Raw genomic sequence first — 19,116 nt, 5'->3', positions numbered from 1 at the left:
ATAGGATGTCCGGCACGCGAGCCGGCAGACGGTCGCGGCTTGAGGGAACGCGACGGAGATGGCCAGGTTCATCGAACGCCATCCGGCCTGGGCGCTGATCGCGATCATCGCGATCGCGGTCGTGCTGTGGCTCGTGTTCGCAATCTGGCCGCCGGGGCTGGAAGCCGCGATCGGCCGCAAGCGCGTCTTCCTCAACGCAGTGCTTAACGGCATCACGCTCGGCGGGCTGTATTTCCTGGTGGCGAGCGGCTTCACGCTGATCTTCGGCCTGATGCGCAACGTCAACCTCGCACACGGCTCGCTGTATCTGTTCGGTGGCTATATCGGCTACGCCATCAGCACCTGGACCGGCTCCTGGATCCTGTCCTTCATCGTCGCCTTCATCGTGGTGGCGCTGGTCGGCGTGATCCTGCAGCTCGCCGTGTTCCGCCGGATGGAGGGCCAGGATCTGCGCCAGACGATGGTGACGATCGGGCTCTCGATCGTGTTCGCCGATCTGATGCTCTGGGTGTTCGGCGGCGACTTCTACCAGATCCAGACCCCGGCGTGGCTGATCGGCCCGATCCAGTTGCCACTGCTTACGGCGATCAAATCCTCAGGCGAGCCGGTCTATCTACAATACCCGCTGGTGCGGCTCGTCATCTTCGCCGCTTCTGTCGTAATCGGCGTTGCGATGTGGCTGGCGCTGAACCGCACGCGGATCGGCATGATCGTGCGCGCCGGCGTCGACGACCGCGACATCCTTGCCGCCACCGGCGTGCGCATCCAACTCGTGTTCGTGCTCGTGTTCGCGCTCGGCGCGGGCCTTGCCGGCATCGCCGGCGTGGTCGGCGGCACCTTCCAGTCGCTGTCGCCGGGCGAAGACACCCGCTTCCTGCTGGCGTCGCTGGTCGTGGTGATCGTGGGCGGCATGGGCTCGATCCCGGGCGCGGCGCTCGGCGCCGTCATCATCGGCCTCGCCGAGCAACTCGGCTCGGTCTACATCCCGACCTACGCCATCGTCGTCACCTTCCTGATCATGGTGCTGGTGCTGGCGCTGCGGCCGCAGGGCCTGCTGGCGAGGCGATGAGATGTCGCTGCTGCAGAGCACCCAGTTCCGCCCCGATCCCTCAGCCACGACGGCGCGCCGCGCCTTCATCCGTGCCTGGCCGGACTTCCAGAACCCGGCCGCCTGGCTGGTCGCGCTGATCCTGATCATCATGCCGCTGATCGCGAGCGGCTTCTTCCTGATCGAGATATTCGCCACCACGCTGATCCTCGGAATCATCGCGCTCAGCCTGATGTTCCTCGCCGGCTATGGCGGCATGGTCAGCCTGATGCAGCTCACCATCGCGGGCTTCGCCGGCTACATGGTCGCGGTGTTCGGCGTCAGCGGCAACGCCAATATCAGCCTCGGCTGGCCATGGTGGCTGGCGACCCCGATGGCGCTGGCGCTCGCGACGCTGTTCGGCACGCTCGGCGGCGCGCTGGCGGTGCGCACCGAGGGCATCTACACCATCATGATCACGCTGGCGATCGGTGCCGCGTTCTACTACTTCACCAACCAGAACTGGGCGATCTTCAACGGTCACACCGGCATCAACACGGTGGCGACGCCGCATTTCTGGGGCGTCGACTGGCGCGCCGATATCGCCTTCTACTACGTGACGCTCGGCATCGCCGCGATCTGCTATTTCGCCGTCCAGTATGTCTCGCGCGCGCCGTTCGGCCTCGCGCTGCAGGGCGTGCGCGACAATTCCCGCCGCATGGCAGCGCTCGGCTTCAACCCCAATGCCCACCGGATCGCGGCCTACGCCTTCGCGGCTTTCATCGCCGGGCTCGGCGGCGTGCTGCAGGTCTGGAACTACCGGCAGATCTCGCCGGGCTCGGTCAGCGTCGGCGCCTGCATCGACATCCTGATCATCGCCGTGGTCGGCGGCATCACCCGGCCGATCGGCCCGTTCATCGGCGCGTTCATCTTCGTCCTGCTGCGCACCTTCGCGCTGGACGTGCTGATCAAGTTCGGGCTCGACGGCAACCGCTTCCGTTTGTTGATCGGGCTCGGCTTCCTGGCCATCGTGTTCTGGTCATCGGACGGCGTGATCGGCCTGTGGGAGCGCTGGCGGCGCCACCATGTGTCCTCCGCGAAGCGTACGGGCGGAGGCCGCCATGGATAGCGTCGCGCATCGGCTGTCTGCGGTCGGCGCCGGCGCAGCGCTGGAGCTGCGTGGCGTGACGCGGCTGTTCGGCGCGCTCGCGGCGCTGACCGACGTCACCATCACGGTGCGGCCGGGCGAACGCCGTGCCGTGCTCGGCTCCAACGGCGCCGGCAAGACCACGCTGTTCAACTGCATCACCGGCGACTTCCCGCCCTCCTCCGGCACGATCCGCTTCTTCGGCGAGGACATCACCCAGTTCCCGCCGTACGAGCGCATCCGCCGCGGTCTGCGCCGCACCTACCAGATCTCGGCGCTGTTCCCCGGCCTCACCGTGCAGGACAACGTCTATCTCGCCTGCCGCGGCGTCTCGCGCGGGCGCTTCTCATTCCTGCGCCCGGGGCAGAATGATGCGCTGATGCACGCCACCGAAAATCTGGTGCAGGCCGTGCACCTCGCCGCCGTGAAAGACCAGCGCGTCGCCGAGCTCGCGCACGGCCAGCAGCGCCAGCTCGAGATCGCGCTGGCGCTCGCCGGCGCGCCGCGCTTCATCCTGTTCGACGAGCCGGCCGCAGGGCTGTCGCCGACCGAGCGACGCGAGCTGATCGAGATCCTGACCTCGCTGCCGGCGCATATCGGCTACATCATCATCGAGCACGACATGGATGTCGCGCTGCGCGTCGTCGAGAGCGTGACGATGATGCACAACGGCCGCATCTTCAAGGAAGGCCCGCCGCGCGAGATCGAGTCCGATCCCGAGGTGCAGGAGCTCTATCTCGGAGGCGGCCATGAATGACCGCCGCACAGCGCCTGCGCTCGAGGTGAAGGGCCTCGACGTCTATTATGGCCACTCGCATGCGCTGCAGGGCGTCGACCTTACGCTCGACACCGGCGTATTTTCCGTGGTCGGCCGCAACGGCATGGGCAAGACCACGCTGTGCAAGGCGATCATGGGCCTGGTCCGCGCCAGCGGCGGCTCGATCCGGATCCGGGGCGAGGAGGTCGCGGGCCAGAGCCCGGCGCGCATCGCCCGGCTCGGCACAGGTTACGTACCGCAGGGCCGGCGTCTCTGGCGCTCGCTGACCGTCGACGAACACCTGCAGCTCGCGGCCGGCCTGCGGAGAGGCCCCTGGACCGTCGAACGGATCTACGACACCTTCCCGCGGCTTGCCGAGCGCAAGGCGAATGGCGGCAGCCAGCTCTCCGGCGGAGAGCAGCAGATGCTCGCAATCGCCCGCGCGCTGCTGACCAATCCGCATCTCCTCATCATGGACGAGCCGACCGAGGGCCTCGCGCCGGTCATCGTCGCCCAGGTCGAGGATATGCTGGTGCGGCTCGGCGACGAGGGCGACATCTCGGTGCTGGTGATCGAGCAGAACATCGGTGTCGCGACCGCGGTGTCGCGCAACGTCGCCATCATGGTCAATGGCCGCATCAACCGCATCATCGACTCGGCGCGCCTCGCCGCCGACCGCGAACTGCAGCAGCGCCTGCTCGGCGTCGGCACCCATGGCGGCGACGAGACCGATGTCGATGCCGCACCGGCCAGGACCGGGGCCGCCAGCGCGCCGCAGCCGGAACGCAAGGGGCCGGTGCGTATCTACGTCTCCAATCCCGTGTTGCCGACGCGCTGGTCGCAGCCGGTCCCGATCGCGCGCATCGAAGCCGCTGCGCGGACACAGTCGGCCGGCGTCACGCGGCTCGAGGAAGTCTCCCGGCAACGGCGCGAGCCGATCGCGTCGAGGACATCGGGGCCGCCGGTTGTTCTGGTGGTCGGCACGCTCGACACCAAGGGTGCCGAGCTGCGCTACATCCGCGACATCATCGTGGGCAGCGGCCTGCGCGCGCGGCTGGTCGACGTCTCCACCAGCGGCAAGGCGGCGAGTTGCGACGTCACCGCGCAGGAGATAGCACTCAACCACGGCCGCGGCGGCTCCGGCGTGTTCGGCGCCGATCGCGGCGCCTCGGTCACGGCCATGGCCGACGCCTTCGAGCGATGGCTGCGCCGCCAGGGCAATGTCGCGGGCATCATCTCGGCCGGCGGCTCAGGCGGCGCGTCGCTGGTCGCGCCCGGTATGCGCGCCCTGCCGGTCGGTGTGCCGAAGCTCATCATCTCCTCGGTCGCGTCAGGCGACGTCGGTCCCTATGTCGGTCCCGCCGATATCACGATGATGTATTCGGTGACCGACGTGCAGGGGCTGAATTCGATCTCGCGCACGGTGCTCGGCAACGGCGCCAACGCGCTGGTCGGCATGGTCAAGGCTCGGCTCGACACGCAGGCGAGCCAACAGCGCGAAGCGAGCCCAACGCTTCCCGCCATCGGCATCACCATGTTCGGCGTAACCACGCCCGCGGTGCAGAAGATCGCAGCGGACCTGCGCGAGGATTTCGAATGCCTCGTGTTCCACGCCACCGGCGTCGGCGGCCGTTCGATGGAGAAGCTGGTCGAGTCGGGGCAACTCGCCGGCGTCATCGACCTCACCACCACCGAGGTCTGCGACCTCCTGATGGGCGGCGTGTTCCCGGCGACTGACGATCGCTTCGGCGCCATCATCCGCAGCCGCGTGCCCTATGTCGGCTCGGTCGGCGCGCTTGATATGGTGAATTTCGGCGCGCCCGACACCATCCCGGAGCGCTACCGGCAGCGCAAGTTCCACGTCCACAATCCGCAGGTCACCTTGATGCGGACGACCCCGGAAGAGAATGAGCGGATGGGCCGCTGGATCGGCGAGAAGCTGAACCAGATGGACGGGCTCGTGCGCTTCTTCCTGCCCGAAGGCGGCGTCTCCGCGCTCGACGCGCCCAGCCAGCCGTTCTGGGATCCGGAGGCCGACGCCGCGCTGTTCCGCGCGCTGGAGCGCACCGTGCGCCAGACCGGCAACCGGCAGATCATCCGCGTCAAGCGCAACATCAACGATCCCGAGTTCACCGCCGCCATCGTCAGCGCGTTCCGTCCCCTGCTCGGACGCGGCGGTGGGCGGCGGAGAGTGGCGAGGTGACCCATGGCGAGGTTTGAACGCGCGGCGCTGTTGAAGAAGTTTCGCGACATGGTCGCGCGCGGCGAGCCGATCGTCGGCGGCGGCGCCGGCACCGGCCTCTCGGCGAAATGCGAGGAGGCCGGCGGCGTCGACCTGATCGTGATTTACAATTCCGGCCGCTACCGCATGGCCGGCCGCGGCTCGCTCGCCGGCCTGATGCCGTATGGCGACGCCAACGCAATCGTCGTGGAGATGGCCGGCGAGGTGCTGCCGGTGGTGACCAAGACGCCCGTGCTCGCCGGCGTCAACGGCACCGATCCGTTCCGCGACATGGATGTGTTCCTCGATCAGCTCAAGGCACTGGGCTTCGCCGGCGTGCAGAACTTCCCGACCGTCGGCCTGATCGACGGCATCTTCCGCGCCAACCTGGAAGAAACCGGCATGTCCTACGCGCTCGAGATCGACATGATCGCGAAGGCGCATGACAAGGACATGCTGACCACGCCCTATGTGTTCAGCGAGCTGGAAGCCGCCGCGATGGCGATCGCGGGCGCCGACATCATCGTCTGCCATATGGGCCTGACCACCGGCGGCACCATCGGCGCGCAGACCGCGCCGAAGCTCGCCGACTGCCCTGCCCGCATCGAGGCCTGGGCCGACGCCGCGCTCAGCGTCAATTCCAACATCATCGTGCTCGCGCATGGCGGTCCGATCGCTGACCCGGCGGATGCCGATTTCATCATGAAGAAGACCCGCAATTGCCATGGCTTCTATGGCGCGTCCTCGATGGAGCGCCTGCCGGTAGAGCGGGCGCTGACGGATCAGGTTCGTAAATTCAAGGCGATCGGCGCGCGCTGACGCACCGTGACCAAGGGAGGACAAGATGTCGGGGATGCTGGTCGGTGAATTGATCCTCTGGCTCATCGTCGCGATCGTTGCGATCGTCATCATCGTCTACGTCGTGAACTGGCTGTATCACCGCTCGTCGAAGGAGGTTTCCTTCGTCCGCACCGGTTTCCTCGGCGAACGGGTGGTGATCAACGGCGGCGCCTTCGTGCTGCCGTTCATCCACGACTACACGCCGGTCAACATGAACGTGCTGCCGATGGGCATCGTGCGCTCGAAGCAGGACGCGGTGATCACCCGCGACCGGATGCGCGTCGACATCGAGGCCGATTTCTACGTCCGTGTCCAGCAGACCCGCGAGGCGGTCTCGATCGCCGCCGCGACGCTCGGCCGCCGCACCATGGAGCCCGAGCAGCTCCACACCCTGCTCTCCGGCAAATTCATCTCCGCGATCCGCTCGGTCGCTTCCGAAATGACCATGGAGCAGATGCATGAGCAGCGCGGCGATTATGTCGCCCGCGTCAAGGCCAATGCCGCGGAGGCGCTGGCGCAGAACGGCCTCGAACTGGAGTCGGTCGCGATCACCGATCTCGACCAGACCGACCTGGAGTTCTTCAACCCCTCGAACCGCTTCGACGCCGAAGGCCTCACCCGGCTTATGGAGGACATCGAGGCGAAGCGCAAGCTGCGCAACGACATCGAGCAGGACTCGATGATCAAGATCCGCTCCCGCAACCTCGAAGCCGAGCGCCAGGCGCTGGAGATCGAGCGCGAGAGCGAGACCGCCCGGCTCGAGCAGGAGCGCGACATCGAGATGCGTCGCGCCCTGCAGCGCACCGAGGTGACGCGTGAACGCGCCCTGCGCGAGACCGAGGCCGAGCAGGCCCAGATCGCCGCACGGGAAGCCATCGAAAAGGCGCGCATCGCCAATGAGCAGGCGATCACTGAGGCGCGGATCGTCTCCGAGCGCGAGACCCGGCACAAGGAGATCGAACGCACCCGTGCGGTCGAGGAGAAGGAGCTGCTGGCCCGCGAGGAGATCGAGAAGGCGCGCATCGCCAACCAGCGCGCGGTCGACACCACCCGCATCGCCTCCGAACGCGAGGTTCGCCAGCGCGAGATCGAGCGGATGCGCACGGTCGAGGAAGCCGAGATCGCCGCCCGCGAGGCGATCGAGAAGGCCCGCATCCAGCAGGATCGCGCCGTCACCGACGCCCGCATCGCCAACGAGGAAGAGACCCGGCGGCGCGAGATCGAGCGCACCCGCGCGGTCGAAGAGGCCGAGATCGCCGCCCGTGAGGCCACCGAAAAAGCGCGCATCGCCCAGACCATGACGGTCAATGTCGAGCGCATCTCCTCCGACGAGCGCACCCGCGCGCTGGAGATCCAGCAGGTGCGCACCATCCAGGAGGCCGAGATCGAGGCCCAGAAGTCGGTCGAGGCCGCCCGCATCATCAGAGAGAAGACCCTGGCCGCCGAGCGCATCGCCGCGGACCACACCACCCGCAAGCTCGAGATCGAGCGCAACCAGGCGATCGAGATCGCCGGGATCGGCGCGCGCGAGGCCACCGAGGCATCGCGCATCGCCCAGGAGGAACATGTTCGCGCGCTGGAAATCGCGCGCACCCGCGCGATCGAGGAAGCCGACATCGCCTCGCGCGAGGCGATCGAGGCCGCGCGCATCTCGCAGGAGAAGGCGGTCGCCGCGCAGCGCATCCAGGCCGAGCGCGAGACCCGCGGGCTCGAGATCGCGCGCACCGAGGCGATCGAGGCCGCCGAGCTGAAGCGCCGCGACGCGATCGAGCGGCAGCGCATCGATGTCGAGCTGGCGCTGGAGAGCGAGCGGATCGCCTCCTCCCGGACCCGCGAGGTGCTCAACATCGACCAGAAGAAGGTGATCGAGCTTGCCGACGAGGAGCGCGTCATCGCGCTCGCCGCCAAGCGCTCCGAGCGGATCGATGCCGACCGGCAGGTCCGGCAGGCCGAGATCGTGGCCCGCAAGGAGGTCGACACCACCGACGTCTCGCGCGAGCAGGCGCTGGAAGCAGCACGGATCGAGCGGCGCCGCTCGATCGAGCAGCTCGAAGTCGCCCGCAACCAGTCGCTGCAGGAGGCGGAAATCGCTGCCCGGGAGGAGGTCGAACGCGCCCGCATCGCCTCCGACCGCGGCCTCGACGAGGCGCGGATCGGCCGCGAGCGCGAGCTGCGCAAGCTCGAAGTGAACCGCGAGAAAGATGTCGAGACCGTGCTGATGGAGAAGGCGATCGCGATCCATCAGAAGTCGCTGGAAGAGTCTGCGGCGCGGGCCGCGGCGGAGGAGGCGCGGATGCGCGCCACCGAAGCGGCCGAGCGCGTCGTCACCGCGCGCGAAAGCGAGATCGCCAAGCGGCGCAAGACGGTCGAGGTGCTGCTCGCCGAGAAGCAGGCCGAGGAGACCCGGATCGCGGCCGAGGCCGAACGGGTGCGCTCCGCAGTCGAAGCCGAGGCGCAGCGCCTGCTCAACGAGGCCGAAAACGTGCTGACCGACCAGGCCCGCTACTCGCTATTCCGCCGCAAGCTGCTGGATCGGATCGAAGGCATTGTACGCGAGAGCGTCAAGCCGATGGAGAAGATCGAAGGCATCCGCATCCTCCAGGTCGACGGCCTCAACGGCAACGGCCATGGCGGCGGCTCGGGCCGCAGCGCCACGGACGAGGTGATCGACTCGGCGCTGCGCTACCGCGTGCAGGCACCGCTGATCGACTCGATCCTCTCCGACATCGGCGTCGAGGGCGGCAGCCTGGCAAAGATGCCTGGCCTGATCCGCGAGGCACGCGACATGCAAGGGATCAAGGACTCCGCACGCAAGAGCGGCGGCGAAGCCAAGCCTGCGGCGCCCGAGGGCGGCGGCGAGCCGCGGTCCGAGCGCACGCCGCGCAAGAAGGACTAAGTCGACGCCATGGCACGAGTCTACGTCTCCACCGTCGTCAATGCCCGCAACGATCGGGTCTGGGCTCGCGTGCGCGACTTCAACGGGTTGCCGAACTGGCACCCCGCAATCGCGGAAAGCCGGATCGAGGGCGGCGAGCCCTCGGACAAGATCGGCTGCGTGCGTGACTTTCGCCTGCGCAACGGCGACCGCATCCGCGAAAAACTGCTGGGCCTGTCGGACTACGACATGTTCTGCACCTACTCGATCCTGGAATCGCCGATGGGGGTCGAGAACTACGTCGCGACCCTGCGGCTGACGCCGGTCACCGATGGCGACCAGACGTTCCTGGAATGGACCGCCGAGTTCGACTGCGCGCCGGAGCGCGAGACCGAGCTCGTCAACAACATCGGCGGTGGCGTCTTCCAGGGCGGGTTCGACGCGCTGAAGCGGGCATTCGGAGGTTAATGCCGTGCCGCATATCGTCAAGAGCACGATCCTGGATGCACCGACCGATGCGGCGTGGGCCGTGCTGCGCGATTTCAATGGGCACGACCGCTGGCATCCGGCGGTCGCCACCAGTTCGATCGAGCGCGCGCAACCATCCGACAAGATCGGCTGCGTCAGGCGCTTCAAGCTGAAGGACGGCGCCGAGCTGCGCGAGCAATTGCTGGCGCTCTCCGACCTCGAACAGTCCTTCAGCTATTGCCTGCTCGATACGCCGGTGCCGATGTTCAACTACGTGGCGCATGTCCGCCTGCTGCCGGTCACCGACGGTGACCGCACCTTCTGGCACTGGGAGTCGCGTTTCACGACGCGGCCGGAGGACAGCGCCCGCATCACGCATATGGTTTCGGAAGACATCTACCAGGCCGGCTTCGAGGCAATCCGCCGGCACCTGAAGGAGGCCGCGTAAGCGGGGAACGACATGCCAGTTACGGTGAAGACCTTCACCAGCAGCCATGACGCGGCGGCGGCGCTGTCGTCGGACCGCAGCGCGCGCTATCTCGGCGGCGGCACGCTGGTGATGCGCGCGCTGAATGAAGGCGATATCTCGATCTCGACCATCGTGCGCGCCAGCGACCATGCCATGACGCGGATCGACGCGACCGGCTCGCGCATCACGCTCGGCGCCGGCGTCACCTTCGCCCGCATCCTCGCCGAACGCGAGCTCGGCTTCCTGCACGCCCCTGCCCGCTCGATCGGCGGACCGGCGGTGCGCAACATGGGCACGGTCGGCGGCAATCTATTCGCGCCGATGCCGTATGGCGACTTCACGGTGGCCATGCTCGCGCTCGATGCGGTCGTATCGGTGCAGGGCGGGCTCGGCGGCCGCGAGATTCCGCTCGATGAGTTCCTGCAAACGCGTGACCGGCAGACCGGCGCGCTGGTGCTGGCGATCTCCTTCGCCAGGCCCGGCAGCGCCGACGCGTTCCGCTATCGCAAGATCGCCCGCATCAAGCCGAAGGGTGGCGCTGTCATCACGCTGGCCGCGCATCTGCCTATCAATGGCAGCCGCATCGTCGGCGCGCGCGTCGCGCTGGGCTCGATGGCGCCGACGCCGATCCGCGCCCGCGCTGCCGAGCGTGCGCTGGAAGGACGATCGCTTGACGCGTCGACCATCAACGCCGCCGCCGCGGCCGCCGTCGAGGGCACCTCACCCGGCGACAACGCGCTCGCCAGCGCCTGGTATCGTCGCGAGATCGTCGGCGTGCATCTCCGTCGTCTGTTGTCCGGTCAGGAATAGCTCGTCATGGCCAAGACCGCCCTACAATTCCAGCATAACGGCCGCGATGTCGCGATCTTCGTCGATGGCGGCACCAACCTCCTGGTCGCGTTGCGCGAGCTGATTGGCGACATGACGCCGAAATTCGGCTGCGGCCAGGGCGGCTGCGGCACCTGCAGCGTGCTGATCGACGGCGAGATACATCTGTCCTGCCTGACACTGGCCGAGACCGTCGCCGGCCGCTCGGTCGAGACGCTCGACGGCATCAAGGACGGCCCCAATCTGCACCCGCTACAGCGTGCCTTCGCCGACAATTTCGCCGCGCAGTGCGGCTACTGCACCCCGGGCATGCTGATGGCCGCGAAGGCGCTGCTCGACCGCAATCCGCAGCCGAGCCGCGCCGAGGTGGTCGAGGCGATCTCCGGCAATATCTGCCGCTGCACCGGCTATGAGCCGATCATCAACGCCGTGCTGGCCGCCGCATCCGGCGGCCGAGCGCGTGCGTAAAGGAACCGCGTCATGCTGGAACTGCGCAAGGACCTGTTCGCCGACGAGCGCGACGATAACCTCAAGGAAATCGGCAAGGGCACGCAGCGCCAGGACATGCTCGGTCATGTCACCGGCACCTCGCCCTATTTCGACGATCACAAGCTGCAGGGCATGCTGCACCTGAAAGTGGTCCGCAGCGCGCATGCGCATGCGCGGCTGCGCCGGATCGACACCAGCGAGGCCGAGCGGTCGCAGGGCGTCCGCCGCGTGATCCGCGCCTCCGACGTGCCGCGAAATCTGAACACGCTGCTCAGCCTGATCAATTTCGGCAAGGACGACGAGCCGTCGCTGGCGGTCGACAAGGTGCGCTACAAGGGCGAGCCGATCGTGGCCATCGTCGCCGACAGCCCCCGCGAGGCCTACGAAGCCATCGCCAAGGTGAAGATTGACTACGAGGTGCTGCCCGCGGTGTTCGACGTCGAGGACGCGCTGAAGCCGGGCGCGCCCGTGGTCAACGAGGTCTATCCGAAGAACACCTTCACCTATCACGAGACCTACGACCACCAGCAGCTGCGCTTCGGCGATGCCGACCGCGCGCTGGCGTCGGCCGACCACGTGCTGGAGCAGCGCTACCAGATGTCACCGATCGAGCACGCGCCGACCGAAACCAACGGCTCGATCGCGGCGCCCGACACCAATGGCCGCTACATCGTCTACACCTCGACGCAGGCGCTGTTCTTCTCGGTCGACACCTGCGCCAAGATACTCGACGTGCCCTCCAACACCTTCCATTTCATCGGCGGCACGGTGGGCGGCGGCTTCGGCGGCAAGGTCGACACGTTGACCGAGCCGCTCTGCATCCTCGGCGCGATGCTGACCGGGCGCCCGGTGCGCTATGTGTTCGGGCGCGAGGAGGAGATGCAATACGGTCCGCCGCGCGGCGCCGAGCGCATCTATATCAAGGACGGCGTGATGCGCGACGGTCGCGTCGTCGCCCGCAAGGTGCGCGCCTATTTCGACAGCGGCGCCTATACACGGCTGTCGAGCTATGCGGCGGTGAAATGCGCGGCGCATCTGCCCGGCCCCTACACGATCCCGAATGTCTATGGTGACGTCTACTGCGTCTTCACCAACCGCACGCCGGCGACCGCGATGCGCGGCTTCGGCGTCACAGCGATGGATTTTGCGATCGAGTGCCAGATGGACAAGCTGGCTCACCTTGTCGGCATGGACCCGATGGAGTTCCGAATCCTCAACGCGTATCGCGACGGCGACATGAAGGCGCACCGGCGCGAGGCCAAGAACACCGCGCTGATCGAATGCGTGCAGGTCGCCGCGGAGAAAGCCAAATGGCCGATCCGCGACGAGTTCAAGCGCATGTCATCGCGCAAGGATGGTGGCGGCAGCCGCGCCGCCGTGACGCCGACCCCGCGCGAGACGCATGCGCCGCTGGCCGCACCGCCCCAGCAGCGCACGACGTATGACCGCGCGCCGGCCGCAACTCGCGAGCCGCCGCCACCGCCGCCCTCCTCGCCGCCGCCATCCCCGCCGCCACGACCGTCGTCACCGTCGCATGGCGCGACTCGTTTCTCCTCCGTCTTCGGCACCAGGAGGCGCTGATCATGACGAGATATCGCGGGCGCGGCATCGCGTCGGTCAACTATCCCATCGGCATGAATCTCGGCGGCGACCCGAGCCAGGCGCTGGTGCATTCCAATCCGAGCGGCAAGTTCACGGTGGCGCTGTCGTCGATCGATCTCGGCCAGGGCATGAAGTCGGTGACGCGGCAGATTTGCGCCGAGACGCTCGGCGTCCCGGTTGAGGACGTCTATGTCGACACCGCGGATTCCGACACCGGCCCGCACTGCATGGGCTCGTTCGCCTCGCGCGGCACCCACCGCGTCGGCAACGCGGTGATGGCGGCGGCGCGCGAGGCCCGCGGCGTGATGATGGAGGCAGCCGCAGAGGAGCTCGAGGTCAACGCTGCCGATCTCGAGACCGACGGCCGCGGCAATATCCACGTCAAGGGCGCGCCACACCGCTCGATCTCGACCAAGGACGTCGCGATCGCCGCCCAGTTCAAGCAGGGCAAGACGATCTCCGGCCGCGGCATCTTCCTGGTGCCGCTGTCCGACGTCGATCCGGAGACCGGCGAGATGTCGCCGGCGACGTGCTACGCGCACGCCTGCCTGGTCGCCGAGGTCGAGGTCGACGACGAGACCGGCGAAGTCGACATGATCCGGATGGACTCCGCCTACGAGCTCGGCCGCGCGCTCAACCCGCGCCTCGTCGAGCAGCAGCTGGTCGGCGGCGCGTGGATGGGGGTGAGCCATGCGCTCTACGAGACGCCGGAGCCTTATTATCCGGAGCCGGTGCATGGGCCGCGCGACTTCGTCGAATATCTGATGCCGGGCCCCGGCGACATCTGCCCGCACGATATCGCGGTGCTGGAGCGCCCGGCACCGGACGGGCCCTTCGGCGCCAAGGGACCGGGCGAGATGTGCGCCAACCCGGTGCTGCCTGCCGTCGCCAATGCGATTTTCAATGCGGTCGGCGTGAGGATCGACGATCTGCCGATCACGCCGGAGAAGGTGCTGCGCGCGATCAAGGCACAGGGCGGCGCGCGGCCGCAGCCGCGGCGCTGAGGTCCTGCCATGCCGGTCCGCAGCAACATCGTTGGCATCGATAGCCCGGAGGCGCTAGAGAAAGCGTTGCGCGCGGCCTATTACCTCGCCGACGACGGCATCGCGACCACCTCTTATCTGTCACTCGCGCTCGGCAAACCGCTGCTGCTCGAGGGTGCGCCGGGGGTCGGCAAGACCGAGGCCGCGAAAGCGATTGCCGCCGTGCTCGGCCGCAAGCTGATCCGCCTGCAATGCTATGAGGGCATCGACGCATCGGCTGCGCTCTATGAGTGGAACTATCCGCGCCAGATGCTGGCGATCCGCCAGGCCGGCGAGGAGAGCATCGACATCTATGGCGAGTCGTTCCTGATCGAGCGGCCGATGCTGGCGGCGTTGCGCGCGCCCGATGCGACGGTGCTGTTGATCGACGAAATCGATCGCGCCGACCAGGAGTTCGAGGCCTTCCTGCTCGAATTCCTCTCCGACTTCCAGATCTCGATCCCCGAGCGCGGCACAATCCGCGCCGCCGAACATCCGGTCGTGGTGCTGACCTCGAACCGGACCCGCGATTTGCACGAGGCGCTCCGCCGCCGTTGTGTCTATCACTGGATCGACTATCCGAACGCCGAGCGCGAGGCACGGATCGTGATGATGCGCGCCTCCAGCGTCGCCGAGGCCACCGCCCGCGCCGTCGTCGCCGCGGTCGGCCGTCTCCGCCGCGAGCCACTGAGCAAGGCCCCGGGCATCGCGGAGGCCGTGGACTGGGCGGAGGCCGCGACCCTGCTCAACAAGGGCGGCGCGCGCTGGCCCGACGCGTTCAAGCGCTCGATCGGCGTCGCGTTGAAGGATGAGGAGGACCTGCATTTCATCTCGCCGCGGCTCGACGCCATCATCGCGGAGGCGGCCGCGTGAGCGACGATCTCCAGCTGCCGCGCGCCGCGCGGATCTTCGTCTCCTTTGTCGCGCTGCTGCGCGCCAACGGCTTTTCGGTGGCGCCGGAGCAGACCACGAGTTTCCTCGCCGCGATCGACCTGCTCGGGCCGCGCAGCCTCGAGCACATCCGCCGGGCCGGCCTCGCGACGCTGGCGCCGCCGCCGGAGCGCCGCGCGACCTACGACCGCCTGTTCGACATCCACTTCCGCGGCACCGAGGCGATCGAGCAGGCCGAAGGCGAGGACGAGGAGACTGTGCGCCTGCAGGAGGAAGGCCGCGGCGAGGACGAGCCGCCGCTCGCCGACGAGGCCAATGAATCCGGCCTCGCCGCGGCGCGTGCCGAAGCGCTGGTCGAGCGCCGCTTTGCCCAAGCATTGATAAGCGATCCGCTACGGCAATTGTCGCGCCAGGCGGCCCGGCGGCTGCCGCGGCGGCGCGGCCACCGGCGGCGGCGCGCCCGCTCCGGCCCGTTCGCCGATTTGCGCCGAACCTTGCGCGACAGCGTACGCAATGACGGCGAGGTGCTGCGGCTTGGGCGACTGCGTCGGCGGCAACGGCCGCGAAAGATCCTGTTCCTGATCGACGTCTCCGGATCGATGAAAGCGCGCACCGAGGAGAACATGAAGCTGGCGCATGCGCTGGTGCAGTCGGCCGGCAATGTCGAGGTGTTCACGTTCGGGACACGACTGACGCGTGTGACTCGCCCACTGCGGCTGAAACGGCGCGAGCAGGCGCTGAGCGCAGCGTCGTTCCTGGTCAGCGATTGGGACGGCGGCACGAGGATCGGCGACGCGCTGCAGGCGTTCCTCGCCGTGCCGCGGTTCGGCGGATATGCCCGCGGCGCGGCGGTCGTGATCGTCTCCGACGGTCTCGAGCGCGGCGATCCGGCCGCGCTGCGCGACGCGGTGGTAAAACTGTCGCGGCGGGCGTGGCGGGTGAGCTGGCTGACGCCGCTCGCAACCTCGCCCAGCTTCACCCCGCAAACCGAGGCGCTGGTCGCGATCCAGCGCTTTGTCGACGATCTCGTCGACGGCGGATCGAGCACGGCGGTGGTCGCGCATCTGCTGTCGCTTGGACGAAGGAGAGCTGCGTGACCGGCATTGTCGACGGACATCACCACATCTGGCGCAAGGCCGACCTCGCCTGGCTGTCCGGCCCAATGCAGCCGCGCATCTTCGGACCCTATGAGCCGATCCGCCGTGACTACCCGATCGAGGAGTATCTCGACGACCTAAAGGACACCGGCGTCACTCGCTCGGTCTACGTCCAGACCAATTGGCCGAACGGCCAATTTGAGGACGAGGCGGCCTGGGTGCAGCAGACCGCCGACCGGCACGGCTGGCCGCACGCGCTCGTCGGCTATGCCGATTTCAGTGTCGACGACGTTCGCCCGCAGCTCGATCGCCTCAAGCGCTATCCGCTGCTGCGCGGTGTGCGCATGCAGCTGCACTGGCACGAGAACCCGCTCTATCGTTTCGCGGCGCGGCCTGATCTCTGCGCCGATCCCGTGATCCGGTGCAATGTCGGCCGCCTCGCCGACTACGGCTGGAGCTTTGACCTGCAGGTGTTCGCCCCGCAGATGGCCGAGGCCGCCGGTCTCGCCGAGGCGTGCCCCGGCGTGACCTTCATCCTGCAGCACGCCGGCATGCTGGAGGATTTGTCGCCGCAGGGCCGCGCCGCCTGGCGCACCGGCATGGCACGGCTGGCGCAATGCCCGAACGTGGTGACCAAGCTGTCCGGGCTCGGCACTTTCGTCCATCGCAACGACCCGGCGCACATCGCCGATGTCGTGACCGACACCGTCGTGATCTTCGGCGCAGAGCGCTGCCTGTTCGGCTCGAACTTTCCGATCGAGAAGCTGTGGACCAGCTATCGCGACCTCGTCGACGCGTTCAAGGCCGCGACCGCCAGGCTCAGCCCGGAACAACGTGAGGCGATCTTCAACACGACTGCGGCGCGGGTCTATCGGCTTGGGTCATAGGCGCGCCGCGAGCACAAGCAACGAACACGAATTGGGAGGGACGCGATGCCGTTGGAGATCAAGATCCTGGACTATGGCGATATCGAACTGGAATCGAGCTTCCTCGTGCTCGGGCACAATTGCGGCCGCACCAAGCGCGTGTTGACGCTCGGCTTCCTGATCCTCGGCGGCCCCTACCCGGTGCTGGTCGACACCGGCTATCGCTCCAACCAGATCATGGAGACGCTGGGCATGCGCGGGCTCCAGTTCCACGAGAACATGATCGAGAACCAGCTCGCGCGCCACGGCGTGCGGATGGGCGACGTCCGTTTCGTCTGCCACACCCATCTGCACATCGACCATGCCGGCAAGGACGATCTGTTCCCGATGAACACCACGGTCGTCGTCAACCGCACGGAGCTGGAATATTCCGTCTCCGGCCTGATGCATCCGCAATATCCGGCGCCCGACATCAAGCACCTGATCGACCGCCTGCACACCAAGAGCGCGCTGCGCTTCCTCGACCTCGAGATCACCGGCCCCGTGGAACTGATGCCCGGCGTCTACTGCGACGCCGCCAACGCCCACACGGAAGGTTCGATGAATATCCACGTCCACACCGCCGACGGCATCGCGACGATCTGCGGCGACGTGATCTATGATTTCAACGACCAGATCGTGAATCCCTTCAACGAAATCCACGACGCCGAGCCGCGCACCACCGGCAACCACGGCACCAGCAAACGCGCCGAAAAGGCCGCCATCAAGAAGCTGCTGTCCAGCTCGCGCTATCTGCTTCCCGTGCACGATCGCCCGGCGAAGATCGAGGGCGGCATGGTGGTGGGACGGCTGCACGACCAGGTGCCGGGGCCTGTGGTGCAGAGCCTGCCGCAGCGCAGCTGGTTCCCTGCATAAGCGCGGAGGCCTGGCCCGATGACCCACGTCACCCTGCGCGCCGAATTCGAGGACCTGATCGATCCCTACGCGCCGGTCGGCCAGGTGGGGACGGGCTTTGATTTCACCGAGGGGCCGATCTGGCATCCGCTCGAGCACTTCCTGTTGTTCTCCGACATGCCCGGCGACGTACGGCGGCGATGGGATTCGCGGCGCGGCGTGGTCGAGGTCCGCCGGCCGTCGAACAAATGCAACGGCATGACCTACGATGCCGACCTCAATTTGATCGTCTGCGAGCACGCGACGTCGTCGCTGATCCGCGAGCGGCCGGACGGCGGGCGCGAAGTGCTGGCCTCGCATTTCAACAACCAGGAGCTCAACAGCCCGAACGACGTCTGCGTGCACTCCTCCGGCGCAATCTATTTCTCCGATCCGTGGTACGGCCGAATGCCGGTCTATGGTGTCGAGCGGCCGCGCCAGCTCGGCTTCCAGGGCGTTTATCGCGTGCCACCCGGCGGCGGCGCGCCAACGCTGCTGGTCGATCGGTATCTGTTCGAACAGCCCAACGGACTGTGCTTCTCGCCGGACGAGCGCATCCTCTATGTCAACGACACGGTGCAGGCAGTGGTCCGCGCCTTCGACGTCGCCGCCGACGGCTCGCTCGCCAATCCCCGCGTGTTCGCCTCCGGCATCCGCTCCGAGCTCGAACCCGGCCTGCCCGATGGCATGAAGTGCGACCAGCGCGGCAATGTCTGGGTCACCGCGCCCGGCGGCGTCTGGGTCTATTCGCCCGACGGCAATCTGCTCGGCAAGCTGCGGCTGCCCGAGCTCGTCGCCAACCTCGCCTGGGGCGGACCTGAGTTTCGCACGCTGTACCTCACCGCGACCCATTCGGTCTATGCGATCCCGACCAAGGTCGGGCCGCGGCACGAGCCCTACATGAGCGGCAAGCGCGGCGGCACGGGCGCGGCTTCGTCCACGCCGGCGCCGAACCTTGCGAGCGGCGAGATGCGGATCGATCCGCAGCGCTGCGCGATGATCATCCAGGACATGCAGAACGACGTCATCATGGATGGCGGCGCCTTCGCTGACTCCGGCGCGCCCGCGCATGCGCGGCAGCAGCATGTGATCGAAAACGTCCGCCGCGTCGCGGAAGCTGCCCGCGCCGCAGGCGTCGCCATCATCCATGTCTGGTTCGTGGTCGAGCCGGGCGCACCCGGCGTCACCTTGAACGCGCCACTGTTCGAGGGGCTGGTCGACAGCAAGGCGATGGTGCGCGGCAGCTGGGGCGCGGCGCCGGTCTCCGGGCTCGAGCCCCGGCCGGGCGACTTCGTGGTCGAGAAGATGCGGATGAGCGCGTGGGAAGGCACCCGGCTCGAGACCATCCTGAAGGCCACTGGCCGCGACATGATCATCAACACCGGTGCCTGGACCAACATGTCGGTCGAGCACACCGCGCGCACCGGCGCCGACAAAGGCTATTTCATGATCGTGCCGGAGGATTGCTGCTCGACCATGAACGCCGAGTGGCACAATGCCGCGATCAATTTCGCGCTGCAGAACGTCTCGGTCGTGACCAACGCCGATACTGTGATCAAGGCGCTCGGTTGAAAGGGGTGAAGC

Annotated in this window: 17 protein-coding genes; all 17 read left to right on the top strand. The window is 67.6% G+C overall.

Features of this window, described 5'->3' with window-relative positions; translation table 11 throughout:
• Positions 1 to 58 precede the first annotated feature (58 nt).
• Genes JQ633_RS08535 through JQ633_RS08455 form a run of 17 tightly spaced genes read left to right on the top strand, consistent with a single transcriptional unit; the run spans position 59 to position 19,104 of the window.
• Positions 59 to 1,069 (top strand): branched-chain amino acid ABC transporter permease, encoded by a 1,011-nt coding sequence (locus JQ633_RS08535; protein WP_211984501.1) that lies wholly within the window; start codon positions 59 to 61, stop codon positions 1,067 to 1,069.
• Position 1,070: 1 nt separating this feature from the next.
• Positions 1,071 to 2,156 carry a branched-chain amino acid ABC transporter permease gene (locus JQ633_RS08530; RefSeq protein WP_211984499.1) on the top strand — a complete coding sequence of 362 codons (1,086 nt, stop codon included), beginning with the start codon at positions 1,071 to 1,073 and terminating at the stop codon, positions 2,154 to 2,156.
• On the top strand, positions 2,149 to 2,931 hold the full coding sequence (locus JQ633_RS08525; protein ID WP_211984496.1) for an ABC transporter ATP-binding protein: 783 nt from the start codon (positions 2,149 to 2,151) through the stop codon (positions 2,929 to 2,931). Before JQ633_RS08530 ends, JQ633_RS08525 begins: the two co-directional genes overlap by 8 nt.
• Entirely contained in the window at positions 2,924 to 5,134 is a 2,211-nt protein-coding gene (locus JQ633_RS08520; protein ID WP_211984494.1) for an ABC transporter permease, read from the top strand. Before JQ633_RS08525 ends, JQ633_RS08520 begins: the two co-directional genes overlap by 8 nt.
• A gap of 3 nt (positions 5,135 to 5,137) precedes the next feature.
• Positions 5,138 to 5,971, top strand: a complete 834-nt coding sequence (locus JQ633_RS08515; RefSeq protein WP_211984492.1) for a phosphoenolpyruvate hydrolase family protein — start codon at positions 5,138 to 5,140, stop codon at positions 5,969 to 5,971.
• A 25-nt stretch (positions 5,972 to 5,996) separates the two neighbouring features.
• Positions 5,997 to 8,888 carry a flotillin family protein gene (locus JQ633_RS08510; RefSeq protein ID WP_211984490.1) on the top strand — a complete coding sequence of 964 codons (2,892 nt, stop codon included), beginning with the start codon at positions 5,997 to 5,999 and terminating at the stop codon, positions 8,886 to 8,888.
• Between the two features lie 9 nt (positions 8,889 to 8,897).
• Positions 8,898 to 9,335, top strand: coding sequence for an SRPBCC family protein (locus tag JQ633_RS08505; RefSeq protein WP_028338488.1), 438 nt, complete (start codon positions 8,898 to 8,900; stop codon positions 9,333 to 9,335).
• Positions 9,336 to 9,339: 4 nt separating this feature from the next.
• A complete protein-coding gene (locus JQ633_RS08500) occupies positions 9,340 to 9,783 on the top strand; it encodes an SRPBCC family protein (RefSeq protein ID WP_211984489.1) in 444 nt (147 codons plus the stop codon).
• A gap of 12 nt (positions 9,784 to 9,795) precedes the next feature.
• Positions 9,796 to 10,614, top strand: a complete 819-nt coding sequence (locus JQ633_RS08495; protein ID WP_211984488.1) for an FAD binding domain-containing protein — start codon at positions 9,796 to 9,798, stop codon at positions 10,612 to 10,614.
• Between the two features lie 6 nt (positions 10,615 to 10,620).
• Positions 10,621 to 11,100, top strand: coding sequence for a (2Fe-2S)-binding protein (locus JQ633_RS08490; protein WP_139486263.1), 480 nt, complete (start codon positions 10,621 to 10,623; stop codon positions 11,098 to 11,100).
• Positions 11,101 to 11,112: 12 nt separating this feature from the next.
• Positions 11,113 to 12,702, top strand: coding sequence for a xanthine dehydrogenase family protein molybdopterin-binding subunit (locus JQ633_RS08485; protein ID WP_211984487.1), 1,590 nt, complete (start codon positions 11,113 to 11,115; stop codon positions 12,700 to 12,702).
• A 2-nt stretch (positions 12,703 to 12,704) separates the two neighbouring features.
• The gene (locus tag JQ633_RS08480; RefSeq protein WP_211984486.1) at positions 12,705 to 13,727 is read left to right on the top strand and encodes a xanthine dehydrogenase family protein molybdopterin-binding subunit; all 1,023 of its coding nucleotides are present in this window, start codon (positions 12,705 to 12,707) and stop codon (positions 13,725 to 13,727) included.
• 9 nt (positions 13,728 to 13,736) lie between these two features.
• Positions 13,737 to 14,618 (top strand): AAA family ATPase, encoded by an 882-nt coding sequence (locus tag JQ633_RS08475; RefSeq protein WP_211984485.1) that lies wholly within the window; start codon positions 13,737 to 13,739, stop codon positions 14,616 to 14,618.
• A complete protein-coding gene (locus JQ633_RS08470) occupies positions 14,615 to 15,733 on the top strand; it encodes a VWA domain-containing protein (protein ID WP_211984484.1) in 1,119 nt (372 codons plus the stop codon). The genes JQ633_RS08475 and JQ633_RS08470 overlap by 4 nt, the downstream gene beginning before the upstream one ends.
• Positions 15,730 to 16,620 carry an amidohydrolase family protein gene (locus JQ633_RS08465; RefSeq protein ID WP_211984481.1) on the top strand — a complete coding sequence of 297 codons (891 nt, stop codon included), beginning with the start codon at positions 15,730 to 15,732 and terminating at the stop codon, positions 16,618 to 16,620. The genes JQ633_RS08470 and JQ633_RS08465 overlap by 4 nt, the downstream gene beginning before the upstream one ends.
• A 45-nt stretch (positions 16,621 to 16,665) precedes the next feature.
• Positions 16,666 to 17,514 (top strand): MBL fold metallo-hydrolase, encoded by an 849-nt coding sequence (locus tag JQ633_RS08460; RefSeq protein ID WP_211984479.1) that lies wholly within the window; start codon positions 16,666 to 16,668, stop codon positions 17,512 to 17,514.
• 18 nt (positions 17,515 to 17,532) lie between these two features.
• Positions 17,533 to 19,104 carry an isochorismatase family protein gene (locus JQ633_RS08455; protein ID WP_211984477.1) on the top strand — a complete coding sequence of 524 codons (1,572 nt, stop codon included), beginning with the start codon at positions 17,533 to 17,535 and terminating at the stop codon, positions 19,102 to 19,104.
• The last annotated feature ends 12 nt before the right edge of the window (positions 19,105 to 19,116 follow it).

Origin of the sequence: Bradyrhizobium tropiciagri (assembly GCF_018130505.1) — a bacterium.
In the GTDB taxonomy this organism is placed as follows: Bacteria; Pseudomonadota; Alphaproteobacteria; order Rhizobiales; family Xanthobacteraceae; genus Bradyrhizobium; species Bradyrhizobium tropiciagri_B.
Note: the sequence above shows the minus strand (reverse complement) of the source record. Positions and strands in the feature narration are given on the sequence as shown.